At 61.4% G+C, this 19,263-nt stretch carries 14 protein-coding genes; 4 read left to right on the top strand and 10 right to left on the bottom strand.

Annotated features, from left to right (window positions below):
- The first annotated feature begins 8 nt into the window (after positions 1–8).
- Complete coding sequence (locus PHW99_RS07095; protein WP_300175153.1) at positions 9–3,140, top strand: efflux RND transporter permease subunit; 3,132 nt, start codon at positions 9–11, stop codon at positions 3,138–3,140.
- Positions 3,141–3,194: 54 nt separating this feature from the next.
- Here the strand turns inward: PHW99_RS07095 and PHW99_RS07090 are convergent, their stop codons facing one another.
- The 7 genes from PHW99_RS07090 to PHW99_RS07060 form a co-directional block, all read right to left on the bottom strand.
- Complete coding sequence (locus tag PHW99_RS07090) at positions 3,195–4,799, bottom strand: diguanylate cyclase (RefSeq protein ID WP_300175151.1); 1,605 nt, start codon at positions 4,797–4,799, stop codon at positions 3,195–3,197.
- Positions 4,800–4,895: 96 nt separating this feature from the next.
- The gene (locus PHW99_RS07085) at positions 4,896–5,882 is read right to left on the bottom strand and encodes a CsgG/HfaB family protein (protein ID WP_300175182.1); all 987 of its coding nucleotides are present in this window, start codon (positions 5,880–5,882) and stop codon (positions 4,896–4,898) included.
- Positions 5,883–5,981: 99 nt separating this feature from the next.
- The gene (locus tag PHW99_RS07080; RefSeq protein WP_300175149.1) at positions 5,982–6,689 is read right to left on the bottom strand and encodes a class I SAM-dependent methyltransferase; all 708 of its coding nucleotides are present in this window, start codon (positions 6,687–6,689) and stop codon (positions 5,982–5,984) included.
- 8 nt (positions 6,690–6,697) lie between these two features.
- Complete coding sequence (locus tag PHW99_RS07075; RefSeq protein ID WP_300175180.1) at positions 6,698–7,210, bottom strand: DNA-deoxyinosine glycosylase; 513 nt, start codon at positions 7,208–7,210, stop codon at positions 6,698–6,700.
- The gene (locus tag PHW99_RS07070; RefSeq protein ID WP_300175147.1) at positions 7,210–8,766 is read right to left on the bottom strand and encodes an ATP-binding protein; all 1,557 of its coding nucleotides are present in this window, start codon (positions 8,764–8,766) and stop codon (positions 7,210–7,212) included. The genes PHW99_RS07075 and PHW99_RS07070 overlap by 1 nt, the downstream gene beginning before the upstream one ends.
- A gap of 37 nt (positions 8,767–8,803) precedes the next feature.
- Positions 8,804–9,541 (bottom strand): 16S rRNA (uracil(1498)-N(3))-methyltransferase, encoded by a 738-nt coding sequence (locus PHW99_RS07065; RefSeq protein ID WP_300175145.1) that lies wholly within the window; start codon positions 9,539–9,541, stop codon positions 8,804–8,806.
- A gap of 78 nt (positions 9,542–9,619) precedes the next feature.
- A complete protein-coding gene (locus tag PHW99_RS07060; protein ID WP_300175143.1) occupies positions 9,620–10,699 on the bottom strand; it encodes a phosphotransferase in 1,080 nt (359 codons plus the stop codon).
- A gap of 105 nt (positions 10,700–10,804) precedes the next feature.
- Between PHW99_RS07060 and PHW99_RS07055 the strand changes: the two genes are divergently transcribed.
- Genes PHW99_RS07055 through rsmA form a run of 3 tightly spaced genes read left to right on the top strand, consistent with a single transcriptional unit; the run spans position 10,805 to position 15,323 of the window.
- Entirely contained in the window at positions 10,805–13,171 is a 2,367-nt protein-coding gene (locus tag PHW99_RS07055) for an LPS-assembly protein LptD (protein WP_300175141.1), read from the top strand.
- Positions 13,172–13,177: 6 nt separating this feature from the next.
- Positions 13,178–14,527, top strand: a complete 1,350-nt coding sequence (locus PHW99_RS07050; RefSeq protein ID WP_300175139.1) for a peptidylprolyl isomerase — start codon at positions 13,178–13,180, stop codon at positions 14,525–14,527.
- A gap of 10 nt (positions 14,528–14,537) precedes the next feature.
- On the top strand, positions 14,538–15,323 hold the full coding sequence (rsmA, locus tag PHW99_RS07045; protein ID WP_300175137.1) for a 16S rRNA (adenine(1518)-N(6)/adenine(1519)-N(6))-dimethyltransferase RsmA: 786 nt from the start codon (positions 14,538–14,540) through the stop codon (positions 15,321–15,323).
- Positions 15,324–15,590: 267 nt separating this feature from the next.
- Here the strand turns inward: rsmA and PHW99_RS07040 are convergent, their stop codons facing one another.
- The 3 genes from PHW99_RS07040 to PHW99_RS07030 form a co-directional block, all read right to left on the bottom strand.
- A complete protein-coding gene (locus PHW99_RS07040; protein WP_300175135.1) occupies positions 15,591–16,034 on the bottom strand; it encodes a barstar family protein in 444 nt (147 codons plus the stop codon).
- Positions 16,035–16,073: 39 nt separating this feature from the next.
- Positions 16,074–16,466 carry a ribonuclease gene (locus tag PHW99_RS07035; RefSeq protein ID WP_300175133.1) on the bottom strand — a complete coding sequence of 131 codons (393 nt, stop codon included), beginning with the start codon at positions 16,464–16,466 and terminating at the stop codon, positions 16,074–16,076.
- A gap of 153 nt (positions 16,467–16,619) precedes the next feature.
- Entirely contained in the window at positions 16,620–18,929 is a 2,310-nt protein-coding gene (locus tag PHW99_RS07030) for an NADP-dependent malic enzyme (RefSeq protein WP_300175131.1), read from the bottom strand.
- Between the last annotated feature and the right edge of the window lie 334 nt (positions 18,930–19,263).

Raw genomic sequence — 19,263 nt, 5'->3', positions numbered from 1 at the left:
GCCCCGGCATGTTGTCGCATCTCATTGACTGGTCAGGCCGCAACCGGTTTCTGGTGCTGCTGGCGACCCTGGCCATGGTGCTCGGTGGTGTGCTGGCGGTGTTGCGCACACCGATTGACGCCTTGCCGGACCTGTCGGACGTTCAGGTCATCGTCTACACCGAAGTCCCCGGCCAGGCGCCGCAGGTGGTGGAAGACCAGGTGACCTACCCGCTCACCAGCGCCATGCTCTCTGTGCCGAAGTCGAAAGTGGTGCGCGGCTTCTCCTTCTTTGGCGCGTCTTTTGTCTACATCATTTTTGAGGACGGCACCGACATCTACTGGGCCCGTTCGCGTGTGCTGGAGTACCTGAACTTTGCCTCAAGCCGCATGCCCAAGGGGATCACGCCACAGATCGGGCCGGACGCCACCGGTGTCGGCTGGGTCTACCAATACGCTTTGCTGGCCAGGGACAAGACGTTGGCCGAACTGCGCAGCATCCAGGACTGGTATGTGCGTTACCAGTTGACCAAGGCCCACGGCGTGGCCGAGGTGGCCTCGATCGGCGGTTTTGTGCAGACCTATCAGGTGACGGTGGACCCGGTCAAGCTGCGCGCTTATGGCATCCCGCTGATGAAGGTGGCGCAGGTGATCCGTGATTCCAACCGGGACGTGGGTGGCCGTGCGGTGGAGATGGCCGAGACCGAATACATGGTGCGCGGTCAGGGCTATTTGCGTGGCAAGGGTGATATTGAGATGCTGGTCGTCAAGGCCGATCAGGGCACGCCGGTGTTGGTCCGTGACATTGCGCGGGTTGAACTGGTGCCCGACGAACGCCGTGGCATCACCGAGTTGAATGGCGAGGGTGAGGTGGTCTCAGGCATCGTGATGGCGCGCTACGGCCAGAACGCGCTGGAGGTCATTGCCAATATCAAGGCCAAGATCGCCGAGATTGGCCCGGGCCTGCCCGAAGGGGTGACGGTGCAGACGGTGTATGACCGCTCTGAACTCATCAAGCGTGCCATCGACACGCTCCAGCGCACGCTGCTGGAAGAGTCGCTGATCGTGGCCGCTGTGTGTGTCGTTTTTCTGATGCATGTGCGCAGCGCCCTGGTGGCGATTTTGATGCTGCCGGTGGGGATTTTGATGGCCTTCATTGCCATGCGGCTGCTGGGCATGAGTTCCAACCTGATGAGCCTGGGCGGCATTGCGATTGCCATTGGCGCGATGATCGACGCGGCGATTGTGATGATCGAAAATGCGCACAAACATCTGGAGCGCCTGCCGCAAGAACACGGCGTCACTGAGCGTGTTGAGGCCATGCTGACGGCCTGCAAGGAAGTTGGCCCGGCGCTGTTTTTCTCGCTGTTGATCATCACCGTGTCGTTCCTGCCGGTGTTCAGCCTGGAAGGGCAGGAAGGGCGCTTGTTTTCGCCGCTGGCTTACACCAAGACCTTTGCCATGGCCGGCGCGGCGCTGCTGTCGGTCACGCTGGTGCCGGTGTTGATGCTGCTGTTCATTCGCGGCAAGGTGATGCCCGAGGCCAGGAATCCGGTCAATCGTGTGCTCATTTGGGCCTATCGTCCGCTGATTTCGGGCGTGATGCGCTATAAAAAAGTGACCATTGCGCTGGCTTTGCTGGTGTTGGGCGCGTCCTGGTATCCAGCCGCCCGGCTGGGTTCGGAGTTCATGCCGACCCTCAATGAAGGCAGCCTGCTCTACATGCCCGCCTCGCTGCCCGGCATGTCGATCACCAAAGCCGCCGAGTTGCTGCAGACCCAGGACAAGATCATCAAGAGTTTTCCGGAGGTGGCCTCAGTCTTTGGCAAGGCCGGCCGCGCCAACACCGCCACCGACCCGGCGCCGACCGAGATGTTCGAGACCGTGATCAACCTCAAACCCGAATCCGAATGGCGCCCGGGGCTGACCATGGACGCCCTGATTGCCGAGATGGACAAGGCGCTGCAGTTTCCTGGCGTGGCCAACTCCTGGACCATGCCGATCAAGGCGCGCATTGACATGCTGTCCACCGGCATCCGTACCCCCATTGGCATCAAGGTGTTTGGCAAAGACCTCGATGAAATGGAAAAGCTGGCACGCCAGATCGAGGCGGTGGTCAAAACCGTGCCCGGCACCAGCAGTGCTTTTGCCGAACGCATCACCGGGGGCTTTTACCTCAACATTGAACCGGACCGGGCGCAACTGGCGCGCTACGGTCTGGCGGTGGGTGACGTGCTGGACGTGGTCGGAACGGCGTTGGGCGGCGAGATGGTGACCACCACGGTGGAAGGACGTGAACGTTATGGCGTCACGGTGCGCTACCCGCGTGAACTGCGCGCTGACCCGCAGCAGATCGCGACCCAGGTGCTGGTGCCCACCATGGATGGCGCGATGATCCCGCTGGGGCAACTGGCCAAGGTGATGGTGGTCAAAGGGGCACCCGGCATCCGCACCGAAAACGCGCTGTTGTCAGCCTACATCTATGTGGACATCCGTGACCGTGACATTGGCAGTTATGTGGCCGATGCCAAAAAAGCCGTGGCTGAGCAGGTGAAATTTCCCAGTGGCTACTACGCCACCTGGAGCGGTCAGTTCGAGAACATGGAGCGCGCCATGGAGAAGATGAAAGTGGTGGTTCCGCTCACCCTGCTGATCATCTTTTTGCTGCTGTACCTGAATTTCCGCCGCATCACCGAAACGCTGATCGTCATGCTGTCGGTGCCGTTTGCGCTGGTGGGGGGGATCTGGCTGATGTGGCTGCTCAATTACAACCTGTCGGTGGCGGTGGCGGTCGGTTTCATTGCGCTGGCAGGCGTGGCGGCAGAAACCGGCGTCATCATGCTGATTTACCTCGACCACGCCTGGCAAGCGGCCAGGTCCCAATGCCGTGCCGCGAACCGCGTGCCCAGCACGCAGGATTTGTATGCCGCCGTGATGGAAGGCGCCGTGGAACGGGTGCGGCCCAAGATGATGACGGTGGTGGCCATCATGGCTGGCTTGCTGCCGATTTTGTGGGGCACTGGCACTGGCTCCGAAGTCATGAGCCGCATCGCCGCGCCGATGGTGGGGGGCATGCTCTCCAGTACAGTGCTGACGCTGGTGGTGATTCCGGCGATCTATGCGCTGGTCAAGCAATGGCGGCTGGGGCGGGGGCTGGAGTAGCCGTTGTGCACCGGCGCATCCCGCCGATGCCACAGTGAACACGCGCGGGCTGCCTTAGCTGCAGGCAACCAGCTGGTTGCGCCCCTGGCGCTTGGCCTGGTACAAGGCGTCATCCGCCAGCTTGACCAAAGCAGGGGCGTTCATGCCGGGTTTCAGTTGGGCAATACCACCCGAGAAGGAGCAGGCAAAGGCGGCGCCTGGCACTGGATAGCTGAACTGCGAAAAATCGATACGGATGCGGTCCAGCAAACGATGGGCCCGGTCGGCATGGGCCAGCGGCAGGATCACCAGAAACTCTTCCCCGCCATAACGACCGACGGCATCGGTCTTGCGCAGTCGCTGCTTGAGCAGCCAGGCCAGGCTGCGGATCACCTGGTCACCCATGGGGTGGCCATGGGTGTCGTTGACTTTTTTGAAATGATCGATGTCGATCATGGCCACACACAGCGGACTGCCTTCTGCGAGTGCGGTGCTGACGGCAGCACCCAGCCGCTGTTTGGAGGTGGTGTGATTGAGCAGCCCGGTCAGGCTGTCCAGGTACATGGAGCGTCGCAGGATGCGGTAACGTTCGATCTTGCTGCGCACCACCGCGTTGAGGATGACCGGGTTGAAGGGTTTGGTCAGGAAATGGTCACCGCCCAGGCGCAAGGCGTCCACCTGCAAGGCGATGCTGGTGTCGGCGGACAGATACACCACCGGGGTGGACAAGAACTCCTCATGCTGACGGATGACACGTGTCACTTCAACGCCGGTGCACCCTGGCATGTACATGTCCATCAGGACCAGATCCGGCTGGAACTTGCTCAGGGCGGTCAAGACTTCCTGCGGGCGGGAAATCGCCATGGACTCGACACCGGACTCTTTCAAGGTGCGCTGGATCACGGTGCTGGCGGTCTTGGAGTCCTCCACCACCAGCACCCGGTAGGGCGGCTCCTGCTCGCCGCCACAAAGCTTGACAAGACGCGCCATGATGGCCGACTGCGCCGTGCCTCTGGGGAAGCAGAGGTCGCAGCCATGGCGCAAGGCCAGATGAAGACCTTCAAAATCCGGCGGCAGTTGCAGGCCGATGATGCTGCTGGCTAAAAAACGGCTGCGCAGGGCCTGAACCCGCGCGTTGAATGCCGCGGGTTCTAGTGCCTTGGCATCCACCAGCACAATGGTCGGGTCCGGGCTGGTTTTCTGGTCCTTGTGCTGGCGGCACACCTCTACCTGGATGTTGAAATAACCCGCCTGCGTGATCACGTCCTTCCAGTCATCCGGGTTCGAGGTGAGCAACCAGATTTTCTTGGCCGGCAGGAATTCGGTGAGGATGGTGTCGTCCTGGTACAGGCGACGCCCAGGACTGGCGTCGGTGTTGTCGTTCAGGAAGGCCGCAATGCGAACCCCGAATTCCGCAATCTGTCGATCCAGATCACCGATGGGGGCCTCGGGCATGGGGTCAGTGTTCCACCGGTCAAATTGCGAAAGCACCTGTTGCTCGACCGCACGCGCGTTCTGGTGCAGGCCCGGCAGGCCCCGGGCGTCCAGGAACTCGGTGAAGCTGGATGCCGCGACGGCAAATTCCACAAACGCATCAACGCCAGGATGGTCTTTGCACGACTGCCATCTGGACAAAAATTCGTCGCTCTTTTTCTGGAGCTCCGCAGGCGAACACGGCATACATCTCCCTACGGCCGACATACCCGGCTCAGTATGGATTCTAGCCCGGCACTTTTTCCGGAAAGCTGCTGACAGGCCAGAGACACCCGAAGGTTTTTACTGTTGTTTGCGCATCATGATGGACTTGACCCAGCCGCTGCCCTTGGAAGTTTCAACTTTCATGAAACCGTTTTGCTCTTCACCTTCAAAAATGACCTCGTCGGTTTTTGACAAACTGGCCAGTTCTGCCCCGCCACCGGCATTGCGGTACACCTTGACCCCCGCAATTTTGGCGAGATAGATGTCACCGGCAGAACCCGCACCGGCCTTGACGCTGGCGCTGGCGTTAGCCTTGGAGGCAGCACCACCGGTGGCTTGAATCAGGCTGGGTTTGTTGCGGATATCGCGAACAATGGCGTTCCAGTTGTCCAGAAAACTGGCGGCGATCAACTTGCCTTCAGCCGTGTTGGTGTAGCCGCCCAAAGCGGCAGCACCGCCAGCCCCCAGCAACATCCCGCCAATGTTGAAATCGGTTTTTTGGGCGCTTCCTTCCGCGGCGGCCACCTGCAGGCCACTGCGCACATCGGCCATCACCATGGAGGTGGAAGCTTCCTTGAATTTCAGGTTGCCCAATACGGCCCCAAAGACGCCCAGGGCGCCACCAAAACCGGCCAAACCACCGCCAACACCGCCCGCGTTGGGGTTGGAGATCACCACGCTGGGGGTGACGACAAAATCAGCGGCCACCATTTGCCCTTTGCCCAGATTTTGTCCCCCTTGCATTTCACCGCCTTCTACCAAAGCACGCTCTTGCATCAGGTTCTTCATCGCCGCACCTCGTTCCACCACCTGGAAACAGTTCGATTGCTGAACGATCATGCGCAACAAACCGGTGGGCGACTGCAAGCCAACGCGCAGCAGGGCGGACACCACTTCCGATTGCGGCTCCACAACGGCCAGGGTGCCCTTGGGTGCGTCACACTTTTCTGCCTGTGCGGTGTCGCTGGCAGGCGTGTTGGCACCCCCCAGGGTCTGCCCGTGTGCTGGCAGCGCCGCCAGGACAGACAGCGCAGCGGTGAAACAGAGGTGGTGTTTGAAGGACATGGACTTCAAGAGATTCTCCCGGCAAATAAAAATGGTGTGTGACAAAAAAAGCGGCTCCGAGTTTACCTATCCGGGCTTGCGGCGAGTAACGCGCACGGCTCATGCCGTTGTGCGGCGCAGCAGCCGCACGTGCATGGGCCGCATGAATTGGGCGCCCTGCGGGCCGCAGTGGGGTTCAAAGGCGGCACGAACCCGGGCGATCTTGGCCGCGTCCAACTGGTGATCGGCAAAACTCGGGCGCATCATGCGTTGTTCGAACGCGTCAAAACTGCTCCAGCTGGCCGGCATGTCAAACCAGCGCTGGGTCACGGCCTGCCAGTGTGGCGTGCTGGCCAGGGCGCTGTCCAGCGCCGCCTGGGCGGCGGCGCGCACCAGACCTTCGTCGTTGTACAGCTTGACAATGTCATTGAGGACGCCGGCATACACCGGCTCCGAAACATAGAGGTGGCCGCCCGGGCGCAACACCCGGGCCACCTCGGCCAGCGCCTGGGCCATGACCTCGATCGGCACATGGTGCAGGGACTTGAGCATCAGGGCCAGGTCAAACGACGCATCGGGAAACGCCATGGCCTGGGCACCACCGGCCACAAAGTGGAGCCGCTCCTGGGGCGCCAGCAGGTTTTTGGCATGCTGGCGGGCATCCACCTCCAGCCCGGTGAGCTGGCTGTCCGGGTAACGCTGCAACAGTTTGCGCGCCAGGCGGGCGCTGCCGCAGCCCAATTCGATGATGTTGGCGCCAGGCAAGTGCACCAGTTCGGCCAGGACTTCGAGCTCGTCGGTGACTGGTGTGGGATCAATCGTCTTCATCGGGGGTGTCACAGTAAATCGGCGGCCGCCATCACCTCGCGCCAGGCGGCCAGCTTGCGCTCGAAACTCCAGCTGGCATTGGCCGGGCTGGTGGATGGCAGGCGGTAGACCGGCAAGCCCAGGGCGCGGCTGTGGCGGGCATGGCGGAAGCTTTCGCCACCGTTGTGGGCAATCACCCGCAGCTCGGGGCAACGCTGCACCAGGCTGGCCAGGTCATTGACCTGCGGCTCTCGGATGGCCGTGTCCAAGCTGCCTTCGCGCACACAGGAGGCATACACGTCCCACAGGCCCAGACCTTTGCCCAACATCCAGTTGATACGTTTTTCATAGCTGTCTGGCCATTGTTCATGCGGGCCAAGGGGCCAAATGGCTTGAAGAATGGGCCAGAAACCGTTTTGCGGATGGGCGTAGTACTGCTGGCGCGCCAGCGAGGTGAGGCCAGGAAAACTGCCCAACACCAGCAGCCGGGTTTGTGTGTTGACCAGCGCAGCCAGGCCCTGTAGGCGGTTGGCAGTGTGCATCACGATGTTTGCCCGGTGATGCCGCTCGTGGCTTGCAAAGGCAGCCAGACCCGCACGGTGGTGCCCTGGCCGGGGGTACTGGTGACGTCCATGTGGCCACCGTGGGCCACGACCACGTCATGGGCCACGGACAGCCCCAGGCCAGTGCCTTTGCCGACCGGCCGGGTGGTGAAGAACGGATCGAACATGCGCCGCATCACCTCCGGGCGCATGCCACAGCCGTTGTCGGCCACCTCAATCCAGGCCTGCGTGTCATCGCAGCCGGTGCGTATCGTGATGCACCCTTGCCTGGTGATGGCCTGGGCGGCGTTGAGCAGCAGGGCCAGCACCACTTGGTTAATCCGTCCTGCCATGCAGGGCACCAATGGCAAGGTGCCGAACTCGCGCACCAGCTCGATCTGTTTGCCCTGGAAAGCATGTTGGGCCATGCCGACGGTACTTTCAATGCCTGCCTGCAGGTCAGTCGGTTGCCATTGGGTCTTGTCGACCTGCGAAAAATCCTTGAGCTGGGCCACGATGGTCCTGATGCGCAGCAGGCCGTCTTGCGACTCCTGCAGCAGCTCAGGCAGATCCTGCCGGATGTTCGCCAGTTGGGCACGGTCTGCATCGTTGGCCGGGATGGCAGGGTTGGCGTCAAGCTGCGCCAGCAAGCTGTCGCCATAGGTCTTCAGGACACTCAGGTTGGAGGTGACAAAACTCAGCGGGTTGTTGATTTCATGAGCCACACCGGCGGCAAGCTGACCCACGGCAGCCATTTTTTCCGCCTGCAGCAGTTGTTGCTGGGCCAGTCCCAGTTTCCCGGCCTTGTCGATCAGTTCAAACCAGCGGCGTCGGAGCATTTCCAGCACCAGCCAGCCCAGGCCGGCTACCAGCAGGAACACGCCGCCATAGGAGAGGCGCACTTCGGCAATACCACGTGCGGTGGCCTGTTCGATGGGGGCATAACGCTGCGAGACGCTGATGCCACCCCGGACGTTACCGACCCGGTAGCCCTGTTTGGCATGGCATTCCAGGCAGGATGCGGTGACGATCAGCGGCGCCATGTAGCGCAGCAGCTGGCCTTGTGTCCCGTTTTCAACCGACAGGTTTTCCTTGCCCCCTTTTTCAAACAGCTCCAGTGTGTGGCGTTCCCAGGCGTCGGGCGCGTTTTCAGGGCGAATCGGATGCAGGCTGGTGAGACGGAACACCGCGCCGGTGTTCATCTCGGCCATTTCAGCGATCAGACGGGTCATGTAGGCCGGGTTGATCTTGGTCAGCGCCAGGCCATTGGTGGTGGTCACGTCGCGTTGTGGATCCTCCAGATACGGGTTGGGGGGCGTCCTGGGGGTGATGGGCACATACACCCCGCCATGGCTGGCGTTCCAGTTGCGCGTCAGCAGCACCATGCGGAACATGTTGCGCGCCCCTTCCTGTGCCACCAGGATGCTTTGCTCACGAATGTGATCCATGTGCCGGTACATCGCCACACCCACCACGGCAGCCCATGACAGCAGCAGCACAACCCACCAGCGTCGCAGGCGGATGAACTGGGGAATCGGGGGTGTTGCAGTGAACATCGGATGCTTGGTCATTCAGGCGCAGCGGTGGCGGGCCTTACACCAGCAACGCCACCAGGGCGGCCAGCGCCGCAGTTTCGGCGCGCAGGACCCGCGGCCCCAAGGTCACCGGTGCCAGGCCGGCGGCGATGGCCGCGTCTTCTTCCGGCCGGCTCAAGCCGCCTTCCGGGCCGGATAAAAACGTCACCTCTGTTGCTGCCGCCGTGTCTGCTGCCAGCCTGGCGGCAGGCAAGTCCTGGCTGCCATCCTGCAGGGACAGCAGCCAGCGCAGCGCACCCGGGCTCGCGGGGCGGCTGAGCCAGGCGGTCAACGGCATCACTTCGTGAATCACTGGGACCCGGTTGCCGCCGCATTGTTCACAGGCGGCTACAGCCACACTGCGCCAGTGGGCGATTTTTTTGTCGGCGCGCTCGCCACTCAGGCGCAACACGCTGCGTTCGGTCATCAGCGGCTGGATACTGGCCACGCCGAGTTCGGTGGCTTTTTCCACCAGCCAGTCCATGCGGTCATTGGCCGGCATGCCCACGGCCAGCTGTACCTGACGCGCCGGTTCGCGGTGTGTCGCGGTGAACGCGCCGACCTGTACCTGCACCTGGCTGCGTCCCATCTGGGTCACGGTGGCGGCAAATTCGCCAGTGGCCGCCGACGCATCGGTAAACAGCGTGATGCCGTCGCCGGGCTGCAGCCGCAGCACTTGCACATGGCGGGCGGCGCCGGCGGGTAGGTCCAGCACGGCGCCAGTGAACAACGGTGTGGGGCAGTAAAAACGCGGCATGGTGAAATTTTGCTATGCTAAATATAGCTATCCATGTAGATAACGTGTGGGCTGGAGCCGGATTTTTCTTGTCAAGGCTTACTGCCGCCCATAACCGAAGATGTTCGGTTCCACGATGCCTTCGACCTTGTCCACCAGCCGCAGCAGCGGTTTGAGTTCGCGATAGCGGGCGCAGGTGGCGCGGATGTAGTTGATGAAGCGCGGCGTGTCGGCCAGGTATTTGGGTTTGCCGTCGCGCAGGGTCAGGCGGGCAAAAATGCCGGCGACCTTGAGGTGGCGTTGCAGGCCCATCCATTCCACACCGCGGTAGAACTCGCCAAAGTCATCGCCCACGGGCAGCCCGGCCTTGCGTGCCTTTTCCCAGTAACGGATGGTGATGTCCAGGCAGAACTCTTCGTCCCAGCTCAGGAAGGCGTCGCGCATCAGGCTGGCAATGTCGTAGGTGATGGGGCCGTAGACCGCGTCCTGAAAGTCCAGCACGCCCAGCGGTCCGCCCGGCGTGGTCGGGGCCATCAGGTTGCGTGGCATGAAGTCGCGGTGCACGTAGACGCTGGGGTGCGCCAGGTTCTGGCGGATGATCTGGGCAAAGGTGTTGTCCAGGGTGCTGCGCATGGTCTCGTCAAGGGTCAGCGCCTTGTGCCGGGTCAGGTACCAGTCGGGAAACAGCGTCAGCTCGCGGCGCAGCAGGGCCTCGTCGTAAGCGGGCAGCACCCCGGGACGGGACGCCAGCTGCCAGGCGATCAGCACCTCCACCGCCTGCAGGTACAGCGGCAGATTGGCGTGGGCGTTGTCCGGGTCAATCACCTGCATCATGGTCTGGCCGCCCAGGTCGGTCAGCAGCATGAAACCCCGTGCCTCGTCCCAGGCCAGCACCTCGGGTGCGGTGAGGCCGACGTCGCGCATCAGTTGTGCGATTGTGACGAAGGGTCGGCAGTTTTCCTGCTCGGGCGGTGCATCCATGATGATGCGGCTGCCCAACTGACTGTCCACCCGGAAATAGCGCCTGAAACTGGCATCGGCGCTGGCTAGGCGCAGGGTGTTTGGCTGCAAACCATGCGCAGCTGTGATGGCCGCCAGCCAGCTGTCAAATTGGGCGGCGCGGCGCGGGTCGGACCAGGCGATGTCCGCACTGGCGGCTGCGGTGGAGGAATGGGGCATGGAGTGGGCTCGGCTAAGGGATAATCAATTTTACAAATCCGCCTGTACTTGCCCCCATTTTTGTTCCTCCATGACCGTATTTGCTTTGGCCAGATGTGTTTCTTGATGTTTGATCCGTCAATCAGGGGGGGCGCTGGCCGCTGGTATCGGGCCGGTGTCTGTCTGGCCGCCACGCTGGTGACCCCGTGGCTGGCACTGGCTCAGGGCCATGAACCCGAGGCGGCGCTGCAACTGCGCAACAGCCTGGCGCTGGAGGAATCCATCAGTCCGCTGACGCGCAGTGTCCTGCCCAGTTTTGTCACGGGCAACACCATCACGGGTCGCACCGACTTGGAGACGGTGGTTGAAGGTGATGCCATGCTGCGCAAGGGTGACGTGGTCATTCGGGCCGACCGGCTGGAGTACAACCAGCCCACCGATCTGGCCCGGGCCAGCGGCCACGTGCGTGTCAACCGCGCGGGCAACGTCTACGAAGGCCCGTTGCTGGAGCTGCGGGTGGATGTGTTTGAGGGTTTTTTCAACCAGCCCACTTATCACTTTTTGCGTAACCAGGCTCATGGCCAGGCGGATCGGGTCGATTTCCTGGATGACCAGCGGGCCGTGATCCACAACGCCACCTACACCACCTGCCGGCGTTTGCCGGGCCCGAGCTGGATGCCGGACTGGCTGCTGCAGGCCACCAGCATCCGCCTGGACAACGAAGAGGATGTGGGGACCGCCGAGGGCGCCTTGCTCAGTTTCAAGGGGGTGCCGCTGCTGCCCATTCCCTACCTGAGTTTTCCGCTGAGTGACCAGCGTAAATCAGGGGTGCTGCCACCGATTGCCGATCTGGACAACGTCAACGGTCTGGAGCTGTCGGTGCCCTACTACTGGAACATTGCACCCAACCGCGACCTCACTTTCACCCCGACCCTGATGAGCAAGCGCGGCGTCAACCTGGATGCCGAGTTCCGTTATCTGGAACCCAGTTACTCTGGTGTGGCGCGCCTGGACTGGATGCCGGCTGACCAATTGCGTGAAACCAACCGCTGGGGTTTGAATTTCAGTCACCAGGCCAGGCTCCAGAGCAGCTGGACCGACAACGGTGCGGCGCTGAACCTGAGCTTGAACCGCGTCAGTGATGACAACTACTGGCGCGATTTCACCCGCACCAATGTATCGTTGACGCAGCGTCTGCTGGCCAACGATGCCACCTTGTCGTGGACCAATGGCCCGTTCAGCAGCAGCGTGCGCACGCTGAAATGGCAGACCCTGCAGGATGTCACGGCACCCATCGTGCCGCCCTACGACCGCCTGCCCCAGTTGACCACCCACTATGGGCGCAGCCTGGCGCAGGGGGTCAACCTGTCGATGGATGTGGATTTCACGCGGTTCGAGTCAGACAGCACCCTGACCGGGCAGCCCAATGGGCGGCGCCTGTTCTCGCTGCTGCAAGTCAGCCGGCCCTGGCAGGCTGCCGCCGGCTACATCACGCCCAAGCTGCAGTTGCATGCCACCCAATACCAGTTTGATGCCCGCCTGGCCAATGGTGACAGCCAGGTCAACCGGGTGTTGCCGACCCTGAGTATCGACAGCGGCCTGGTGTTTGAGCGCGATACCCAGTTCTTTGGCCGCCAGCTGCGCCAGACACTGGAGCCGCGCGCTTTTTACGTCAACACCCCTTACCGCGACCAGAGTCTGCTGCCCAACTATGACTCGGGTGCCAGTGACTTCAACATGGCCACCATTTTTTCTGAGAATGCTTTTGTCGGCAATGACCGTATCTCCGACAGCGATCTGCTGACCCTGGGAGTGACCAGCCGACTGCTGGACCCTGACACCGGCGCCGAGGCGGTCCGCGTGGGGATGGCGCAACGCCTGCGTTTCCGTGATCAGAATGTGACCTTGCCCGGTGGTGCCGCCGTGACCGACCGCATCAGTGACGTGTTGTTGGGCGGCTCAGTCAACTGGAACCCGCGCTGGAGTGTGGATGCGACGGTGCAATTTAATCCGCACACCGAAAAGTCGGTGCGCTCCACCCTGGGCGCGCGTTATCGCCCGGGCAGCTACCGCACGCTGTCTGCCGCCTACCGTTACCAGCGTGACACCAGCGAACAGCTGGATGTCGGCTGGCAATGGCCCGTGTCTGACCTGTGGGGCGACCGTGGTCAGGCGCAGGGGGATGGACAGGGGCTGGGTGAGGGTCGCTGGTACAGTGTCGGCCGGCTGAACTACAGCATGAACGAGGGCAAGCTGGTCGATTCGGTGCTTGGCTTTGAATACGATGCCGGTTGTTGGCTCGGCCGCATTGTGTTTGAGCGGCTGCAAACCAGCACCGTGACCGCGACCCAGCGCCTCATGTTCCAGCTGGAGTTTGTCGGCTTTTCCCGCATTGGGGTGAATCCGCTCAAATCACTCAAGGACAATATTTCCGGCTACCAGAACTTGCGTGAGCCCACTGGCGTACCAAGTCGTTTCAGCAATTACGATTGAACCAACATGACCTATCGTCCGATACCTTTGATTTTCACGCTGGCGGCGTTGGCGATGAGCTTGCCGTCCCAGGCCCAGAGCCTGAACCTGGCGCCCAGCCCCACCATCGCGACGGCAAGTGTCGCGCCCACCCCGTCGGACTTCATCGTGGCGGTGGTCAATTCGGAGCCGATTACCAACAATGAGGTGCGGCGCGAGATTCAGCGTGTGTTGCAGCAATTTGCCCAGCAACGCCGTCCGCTGCCCGACGTTAAGTTGCTGGCCCCCGAGGTGCTGGAAAGTCTGATCAATCAGAAAGCCCAATTGCAACTGGCGCGTGAATCCGGACTGCGTGTGGAGGACTCTGCCGTCGATGAATCCGTGCAGCTGATTGCCCGGCAAAATCAGATTGACGTGCCCGAGCTGCTGCGCCGGGTTGAACGTGAGGGTCAGACGGCGAGCCAGTTCCGTGCCCAGTTGCGCGACCAGATCCTGATGCAGCGCTTGCGTGAGCGGGATGTGGAGGGGCGTGTTCGCGTGACAGATTTGGAAGTGGATCAATTTCAGCGTGAGCAGCAAACCGACACCTCGGGCAACATCGAGATCAATCTGGCCCAGATTCTGGTGGCCGTGCCCGAATCTCCCAGCGCTGTGCAGCTCGATGCCCTGAAGGCGCGGGCACAGCGGGCGCTGGAGCGGGCGCGTGGCGGCGAAGACTTTGCCGCGCTGGTGCGGGAGTTTTCCGATGCCTCGGATCTGAGCACGGGTGGCCAGCTGGGCCTGCGTCCGACCAGCCGTTACCCGGAGTTGTTTGTCCAGGCCACGCAGCAACTCTCGGTGGGTGATGTCGCCGCACTGGTGCGTTCGCCCGCGGGTTTTCATGTGCTCAAGGTGGTGGAAAAAGTCCGGCCGGGCCAGCCGACCATGGTCGTCACCCAAAGTCATGCCCGGCACATCCTGCTGTTGCCCAATACCCGGCTGAGTGATGCCCAAGCACGCGACAAGCTGCTGGATTTCAAGAAGCAGGTGGTCACCGGAAAGGCAGACTTTGCCGCCTTGGCACGCGCCAACTCCCAGGACGGCAGTGCGGCTGAGGGCGGTGACCTGGGCTGGGCCAGCCCGGGCATGTTTGTGCCTGAATTCGAAGCCGTGATGAACCGCTTGGCGCCGGGGGAGGTCAGTGACCCCTTGCAGTCCCGGTTTGGCTGGCACCTGATCCAGTTGCTCGAGCGCCGGCAGGCCAGCTTGAGTGCCGAGCAGCAGCGCGAGGCCATTCGCGCGACGTTGCGCGAGAAGAAACTCGACGAAACCTACCGTACCTGGGTCCAGGACATCCGCGCCCGGGCGTATGTGGAAATGCGTGAACCACCACTGTGAGCATCTACCCTTGAAACCCGGCCCGCATATTGCCCGCAAACGGTTCGGTCAGCATTTTCTGGCTGATGGCGGCATCATCGATGCCATCGTGGCCGCGATTGACCCCAAGCCTGGGCAGGCGATGGTGGAAATCGGCCCTGGTCTGGCCGCGCTGACTCAGCCTCTGGTGGAGCGTCTGGGGGTGTTGACGGTGATCGAACTTGACCGTGATCTGGCCCGGCGGCTGCGCGCTCATGATCAACTGCGGGTCATCGAGTCGGATGTGCTCAAGGTGGATTTTGCGCAGATCCCACGGGAACCGGCTGACGCCCGCAAACTGCGCGTGGTGGGGAATTTGCCCTACAACATCTCCACCCCCATCCTGTTTCACCTGCTGCAGTATGTGGATGTGATTGAAGACCAGCATTTCATGCTGCAAAAAGAGGTGATTGACCGTATGGTGGCACGCCCGGCCACGGCAGCTTATGGGCGGCTGAGTGTCATGTTGCAATGGCGTTATGCCATGGACAACGTGTTGTTTGTGCCACCCGAAAGTTTCGAGCCACCACCCCGGGTTGACAGCGCGGTGGTGCGCATGGTGCCGCGCGACAACCCTGCTTTGGTGAGGGTGGATCTGCTCAGTGAACTGGTGCAGGTGGCTTTCAGCCAGCGTCGAAAACTGTTGCGCCACACGCTGGGGCAATGGTTGCAGACCAGGCACTTTGCCGGTGATTTCAATGTCCAGCGCCGGGCCGAGGAGGTGCCGGTGGAAGACTACGTTGCGCTGGCCTTGGCGCTGGATGCCGCCGCCCAATAAAAAAGCCTGAGGGACTCAGGCTTTTGAGGTTCAGGGGCAAGCCCGCACCCGGGCCTGGGGCTGATTGTCAGACAGTGGTCCAGTACCCTGCGTTAAAGGGGCTGCTCATGCGCAGTGCCTGAGGCGAAATGTCCAACAGTTTGTCAGTGGGCATTTTTTCGCCGTTTTCTGTCAGGAGTTCAATCGCGCCGCTGCCTGGTGCAGGTGTGCCGCTGATTGCGCTGGCCTCGTTCGCCCGTTCTGCTTGGCTGGTGTGTGCAGAACGGGCTACAGAAAAGAATAGAAGCACCTGAAGGGGATTTTCCGGTCCCCCCAGTAGTCGGCCGTATCGCGGAAGATGTCAAGCAGTTGTTCGCGTGCTTCCTTGTCAAACTTGGCATTGGCCGGGATGTGCTCCAGAACGGCGATGAAGCCTGGTTGTGGACCGGACTTGTGCACCGGGTCGGTCATGCTGTCGTACAGCGAGTCAAAGTTCTTGCCGACGGCCACGGTCAGCATGAACTGCTGGCTGATCAGGTCAAGCACATCCTGCTTGCTCTGGGCGTTGGCCAGATTGGCATACAGAAAGTGGTGCCCGAGGGCCTGGGCGGCCTCCTGCAGATCGGGCACACGAAATGCCCGGATCGACTGGACGATGTTGGGTCGCACGCCCCTCAGGGGCGTGTCAGCCACGCTGACCGGTGGCTTGAGGGTTGCTTGAGCAAGTGACATATTTATTCTCTCTTCACTTTTCAAAGTAGACATTCAATTTCAGGGCACGATCTTGCGAAAACTTGCATAGTGATCGGCGGTGTAGTAGCAGACATCCGGCACTCGGGGTTGTCCCCCACACACAATCCGTTTGACACCCCGGTGGTTGAGTCCGGGCGTCGGAACGGTGTATTCACGGTAATAACCTCGTTTTTTGGCAGGCAATAACCGCTCCCGGTTACCAAACACCACACCATCCTTTTCGCTTGCAAACGGACCACCCTGATGAATCAAGGTGTAAGTCTGCATGCCCTGCCGGGGCAATTCACCCAGACCGATGGTGGTTTGAAGATCAGTTGAGATGGGCGTTCTGGCTTGCGCCAATCCCGTCACCAAGGCCGCGGTGAAACATAAGCCAGCAAGGACTAACTTAAGATTATTAAAACGCGGCATGACACCTTTTCCCGATAAAACCCCGGGTAAACCCGGACATCCAAGGGCGTTAGTGTCGTTGATCTGTCAAAAAAAAGCAAGTCATTGCCTTAAAAATGGGCAATGTGAAACCGGGAAAAGAAAGCTAAGTTTGCGCTTACTTAGCTGTCTCGTTTATCGGGTTGCGTTGGCGTCGGCGACCGTGAGGGCCGTCATGTTGACGATGCGCCGCACCGTGGTGCTGGCGGTCAGGATGTGTACCGGCTTGGCTGCACCCAGCAACACCGGGCCCACGGCAATATTGCCACCCGCTGCAGTTTTGAGCAGGTTGTAGGCGATGTTGGCGGCATCAATGTTGGGCAACACCAGCAGGTTGGCATCACCCAGCAGGGTACTGTTGGGCATCAGCGCAGCGCGTGTGGCACCGTCCAGGGCAACATCGCCATGCATCTCGCCGTCCACTTCCAGCCACGGCGTCTGCTCACGCAACAGCGCCAGGGTGTCCCGCATCTTGAGTGCGCTGGGTTGGTTGCTGCTGCCAAAATTGGAATGTGACAGCAGGGCCGCTTTGGGTCGCAGGCCAAAACGCATCATTTCTTCCGCTGCCATGGTCGTGATTTCGGCCAACTGCTGGGCACTGGGGTCGTAATTGACATGGGTATCGACCAAAAACACCTGACGCCCTGGCAGCATCAGGCCATTCATGCAGGCATAGGTGTTGACACCGGCACGTTTGCCGATGACCTGATCCAGGTATTGCAAATGTAAGGCCGTGGTGCCCCAGGTGCCGCAAATCAGCCCGTCCACATCGCCCTTGTGCAGCAGCATGCTGCCAATGAGCGTCAGGCGTCGGCGCATTTCGATTTTGGCAATCTGAACGGTGACCCCCTTGCGTTCGGTCATGCGATGGTAGGTCTGCCAGAAATCACGGTAACGCGCATCCTGCTCGACATTGACGACGTCGTAATCATCCCCCTCGCGCAGCCGAAGGCCGAATTTCTCAACACGCTCGGCGATCACCTTGGGGCGGCCGATCAGGGTGGGGCGGGCCAGCCGCTCATCCACCACGATCTGTGCGGCACGCAGCACGCGTTCTTCTTCACCCTCGGCATAAGCCACGCGTTTCTTGGCAGCCATTTTGGCGGCGCTGAAGATCGGCTTCATGATGGTGCCGGACGCATAGACAAAACTTTCCAGCTTGTCGTGGTAGGCGGCCATGTCCTTGATCGGACGCAAGGCGACGCCGCTGTCGGCAGCGGCTTGCGCCACGGCCGGCGCCACTTTCATCATCAGGCGCGGGTCAAACGGTTTGGGGATCAGGTATTCCGGCCCAAAAACCAGCGGCTCACCGGCATAGGCGGCGGCTACCACCTCGCTTTGCTCTGCCTGTGCCAGTTCGGCAATCGCGTACACCGCGGCCATTTCCATCTCGACGGTGATGGTGGAGGCACCGGCATCCAGGGCACCGCGGAAAATGTACGGGAAACACAGGATGTTGTTGATCTGGTTCGGGTAATCCGAGCGTCCGGTGCCAATGATGGCATCACTGCGCACCGCCTTGACTTCCTCCGGCGTGATTTCCGGGGTCGGGTTGGCCAGTGCAAAAATGATGGGCTTGTCGGCCATGCGTTTGACCATGTCGGGCTTGAGCACGCCGCCGGCGGACAGGCCCAGAAAAATGTCGGCGTTGTCGATCACCTCACCCAGTGAACGCGCCGAGGTCTTTTGGGCATAGACGATCTTGTCGGGGTCCATCAACTCGGTACGACCTTCGTAGACGACGCCGGCGATGTCGGTGACCCAGACGTTTTCACGCGGGATGCCGAGTTTGACCAGCAGACCCACGCAGGCCAGTGCCGCCGCACCGGCGCCGGAAGTCACCAGCTTCACATCCTTGGGCTGCTTGCCGGCGACTTTCAGGCCGTTGAGGATCGCCGCACCGACGGTGATGGCGGTGCCGTGCTGGTCGTCATGAAACACCGGGATCTTCATGCGCTCACGCAGTTTGCGCTCGACATAAAAGCAGTCCGGCGCCTTGATGTCTTCCAGGTTGATGCCGCCGAAGGTGGGTTCCAGCGAGGCGATGATGTCCACCAGCTTGTCGAGGTCCTTCTTTTCGTCGATTTCGATATCGAAGACGTCAATGCCGGCGAACTTCTTGAACAGTACCCCCTTGCCTTCCATCACGGGTTTGCCTGCCAGCGGGCCGATGTCGCCCAGCCCCAGCACCGCGGTGCCGTTGGTGATCACGGCGACCAGATTGCCGCGGCTGGTGTATTTGTAGGCGGCAGCCGGGTCCTTGACGATTTCCTCACAAGGAATGGCGACACCCGGTGAATAGGCCAGTGCCAGATCGTGCTGATTGACCAGCTGTTTGGTCGGGGCAATCGACACCTTGCCAGGGGTGGGGAACTCGTGATAGTCGAGTGCGGCGCGGCGCAGTTGAGCGCGTTTGTCATCGGCCTTGTTGGGGGTGTTGGGCATGGATGTCTCCGACAGTCGGCAGCGCACCACCGCGGTGGCGTTGCCGGTTGATGTATGGGAGCGGCATTGTATGCCCGGCCTTTACCCGCCCTGGCAGCCGCGCCAGGAGGTCACCGCCATGCCCGGGGTCGGGGTGGTCCGCCGCTGCGTTGTAGAAGCCGTTGCAGACCATCCCAATGCGGGTGATGAGGGGGCCGTTCTGTGCGGAAATGTCTAAGAAATCGGGCCTTAGCCCGCATAAACAAATCGTCTGTAGCTATCAAAATAGTATTATTTGGTGACCATGACCTGACTCTGGCCCATGATGGCTGTGCCGTGGGCATAATGACCGTCG

This window comes from Rhodoferax sp., assembly GCF_028689305.1.
Taxonomy (GTDB): domain Bacteria; phylum Pseudomonadota; class Gammaproteobacteria; order Burkholderiales; family Burkholderiaceae_C; genus Rhodoferax.
The sequence above is the reverse complement of the archived record's forward strand: the minus strand, read 5'-3'. Positions and strand labels throughout refer to the sequence as shown.

What these genes read in the sequence shown, in the direction of transcription:
- PHW99_RS07090 (WP_300175151.1), bottom strand. Translation starts at nt 4,799, where the DNA reads ATGCCGTGTTCGCCTGCGGAGCTCCAGAAAAAGAGCGACGAATTTTTG.
- PHW99_RS07095 (WP_300175153.1), top strand. Translation starts at nt 9, where the DNA reads ATGTTGTCGCATCTCATTGACTGGTCAGGCCGCAACCGGTTTCTGGTG.
- PHW99_RS07050 (WP_300175139.1), top strand. Translation starts at nt 13,178, where the DNA reads ATGACCTATCGTCCGATACCTTTGATTTTCACGCTGGCGGCGTTGGCG.
- PHW99_RS07075 (WP_300175180.1), bottom strand. Translation starts at nt 7,210, where the DNA reads ATGCACACTGCCAACCGCCTACAGGGCCTGGCTGCGCTGGTCAACACA.
- PHW99_RS07065 (WP_300175145.1), bottom strand. Translation starts at nt 9,541, where the DNA reads ATGCCGCGTTTTTACTGCCCCACACCGTTGTTCACTGGCGCCGTGCTG.
- PHW99_RS07085 (WP_300175182.1), bottom strand. Translation starts at nt 5,882, where the DNA reads ATGTCCTTCAAACACCACCTCTGTTTCACCGCTGCGCTGTCTGTCCTG.
- PHW99_RS07070 (WP_300175147.1), bottom strand. Translation starts at nt 8,766, where the DNA reads ATGTTCACTGCAACACCCCCGATTCCCCAGTTCATCCGCCTGCGACGC.
- PHW99_RS07080 (WP_300175149.1), bottom strand. Translation starts at nt 6,689, where the DNA reads ATGAAGACGATTGATCCCACACCAGTCACCGACGAGCTCGAAGTCCTG.
- PHW99_RS07030 (WP_300175131.1), bottom strand. Translation starts at nt 18,929, where the DNA reads ATGCCCAACACCCCCAACAAGGCCGATGACAAACGCGCTCAACTGCGC.
- PHW99_RS07040 (WP_300175135.1), bottom strand. Translation starts at nt 16,034, where the DNA reads ATGTCACTTGCTCAAGCAACCCTCAAGCCACCGGTCAGCGTGGCTGAC.
- PHW99_RS07055 (WP_300175141.1), top strand. Translation starts at nt 10,805, where the DNA reads ATGTTTGATCCGTCAATCAGGGGGGGCGCTGGCCGCTGGTATCGGGCC.
- PHW99_RS07035 (WP_300175133.1), bottom strand. Translation starts at nt 16,466, where the DNA reads ATGCCGCGTTTTAATAATCTTAAGTTAGTCCTTGCTGGCTTATGTTTC.
- PHW99_RS07060 (WP_300175143.1), bottom strand. Translation starts at nt 10,699, where the DNA reads ATGCCCCATTCCTCCACCGCAGCCGCCAGTGCGGACATCGCCTGGTCC.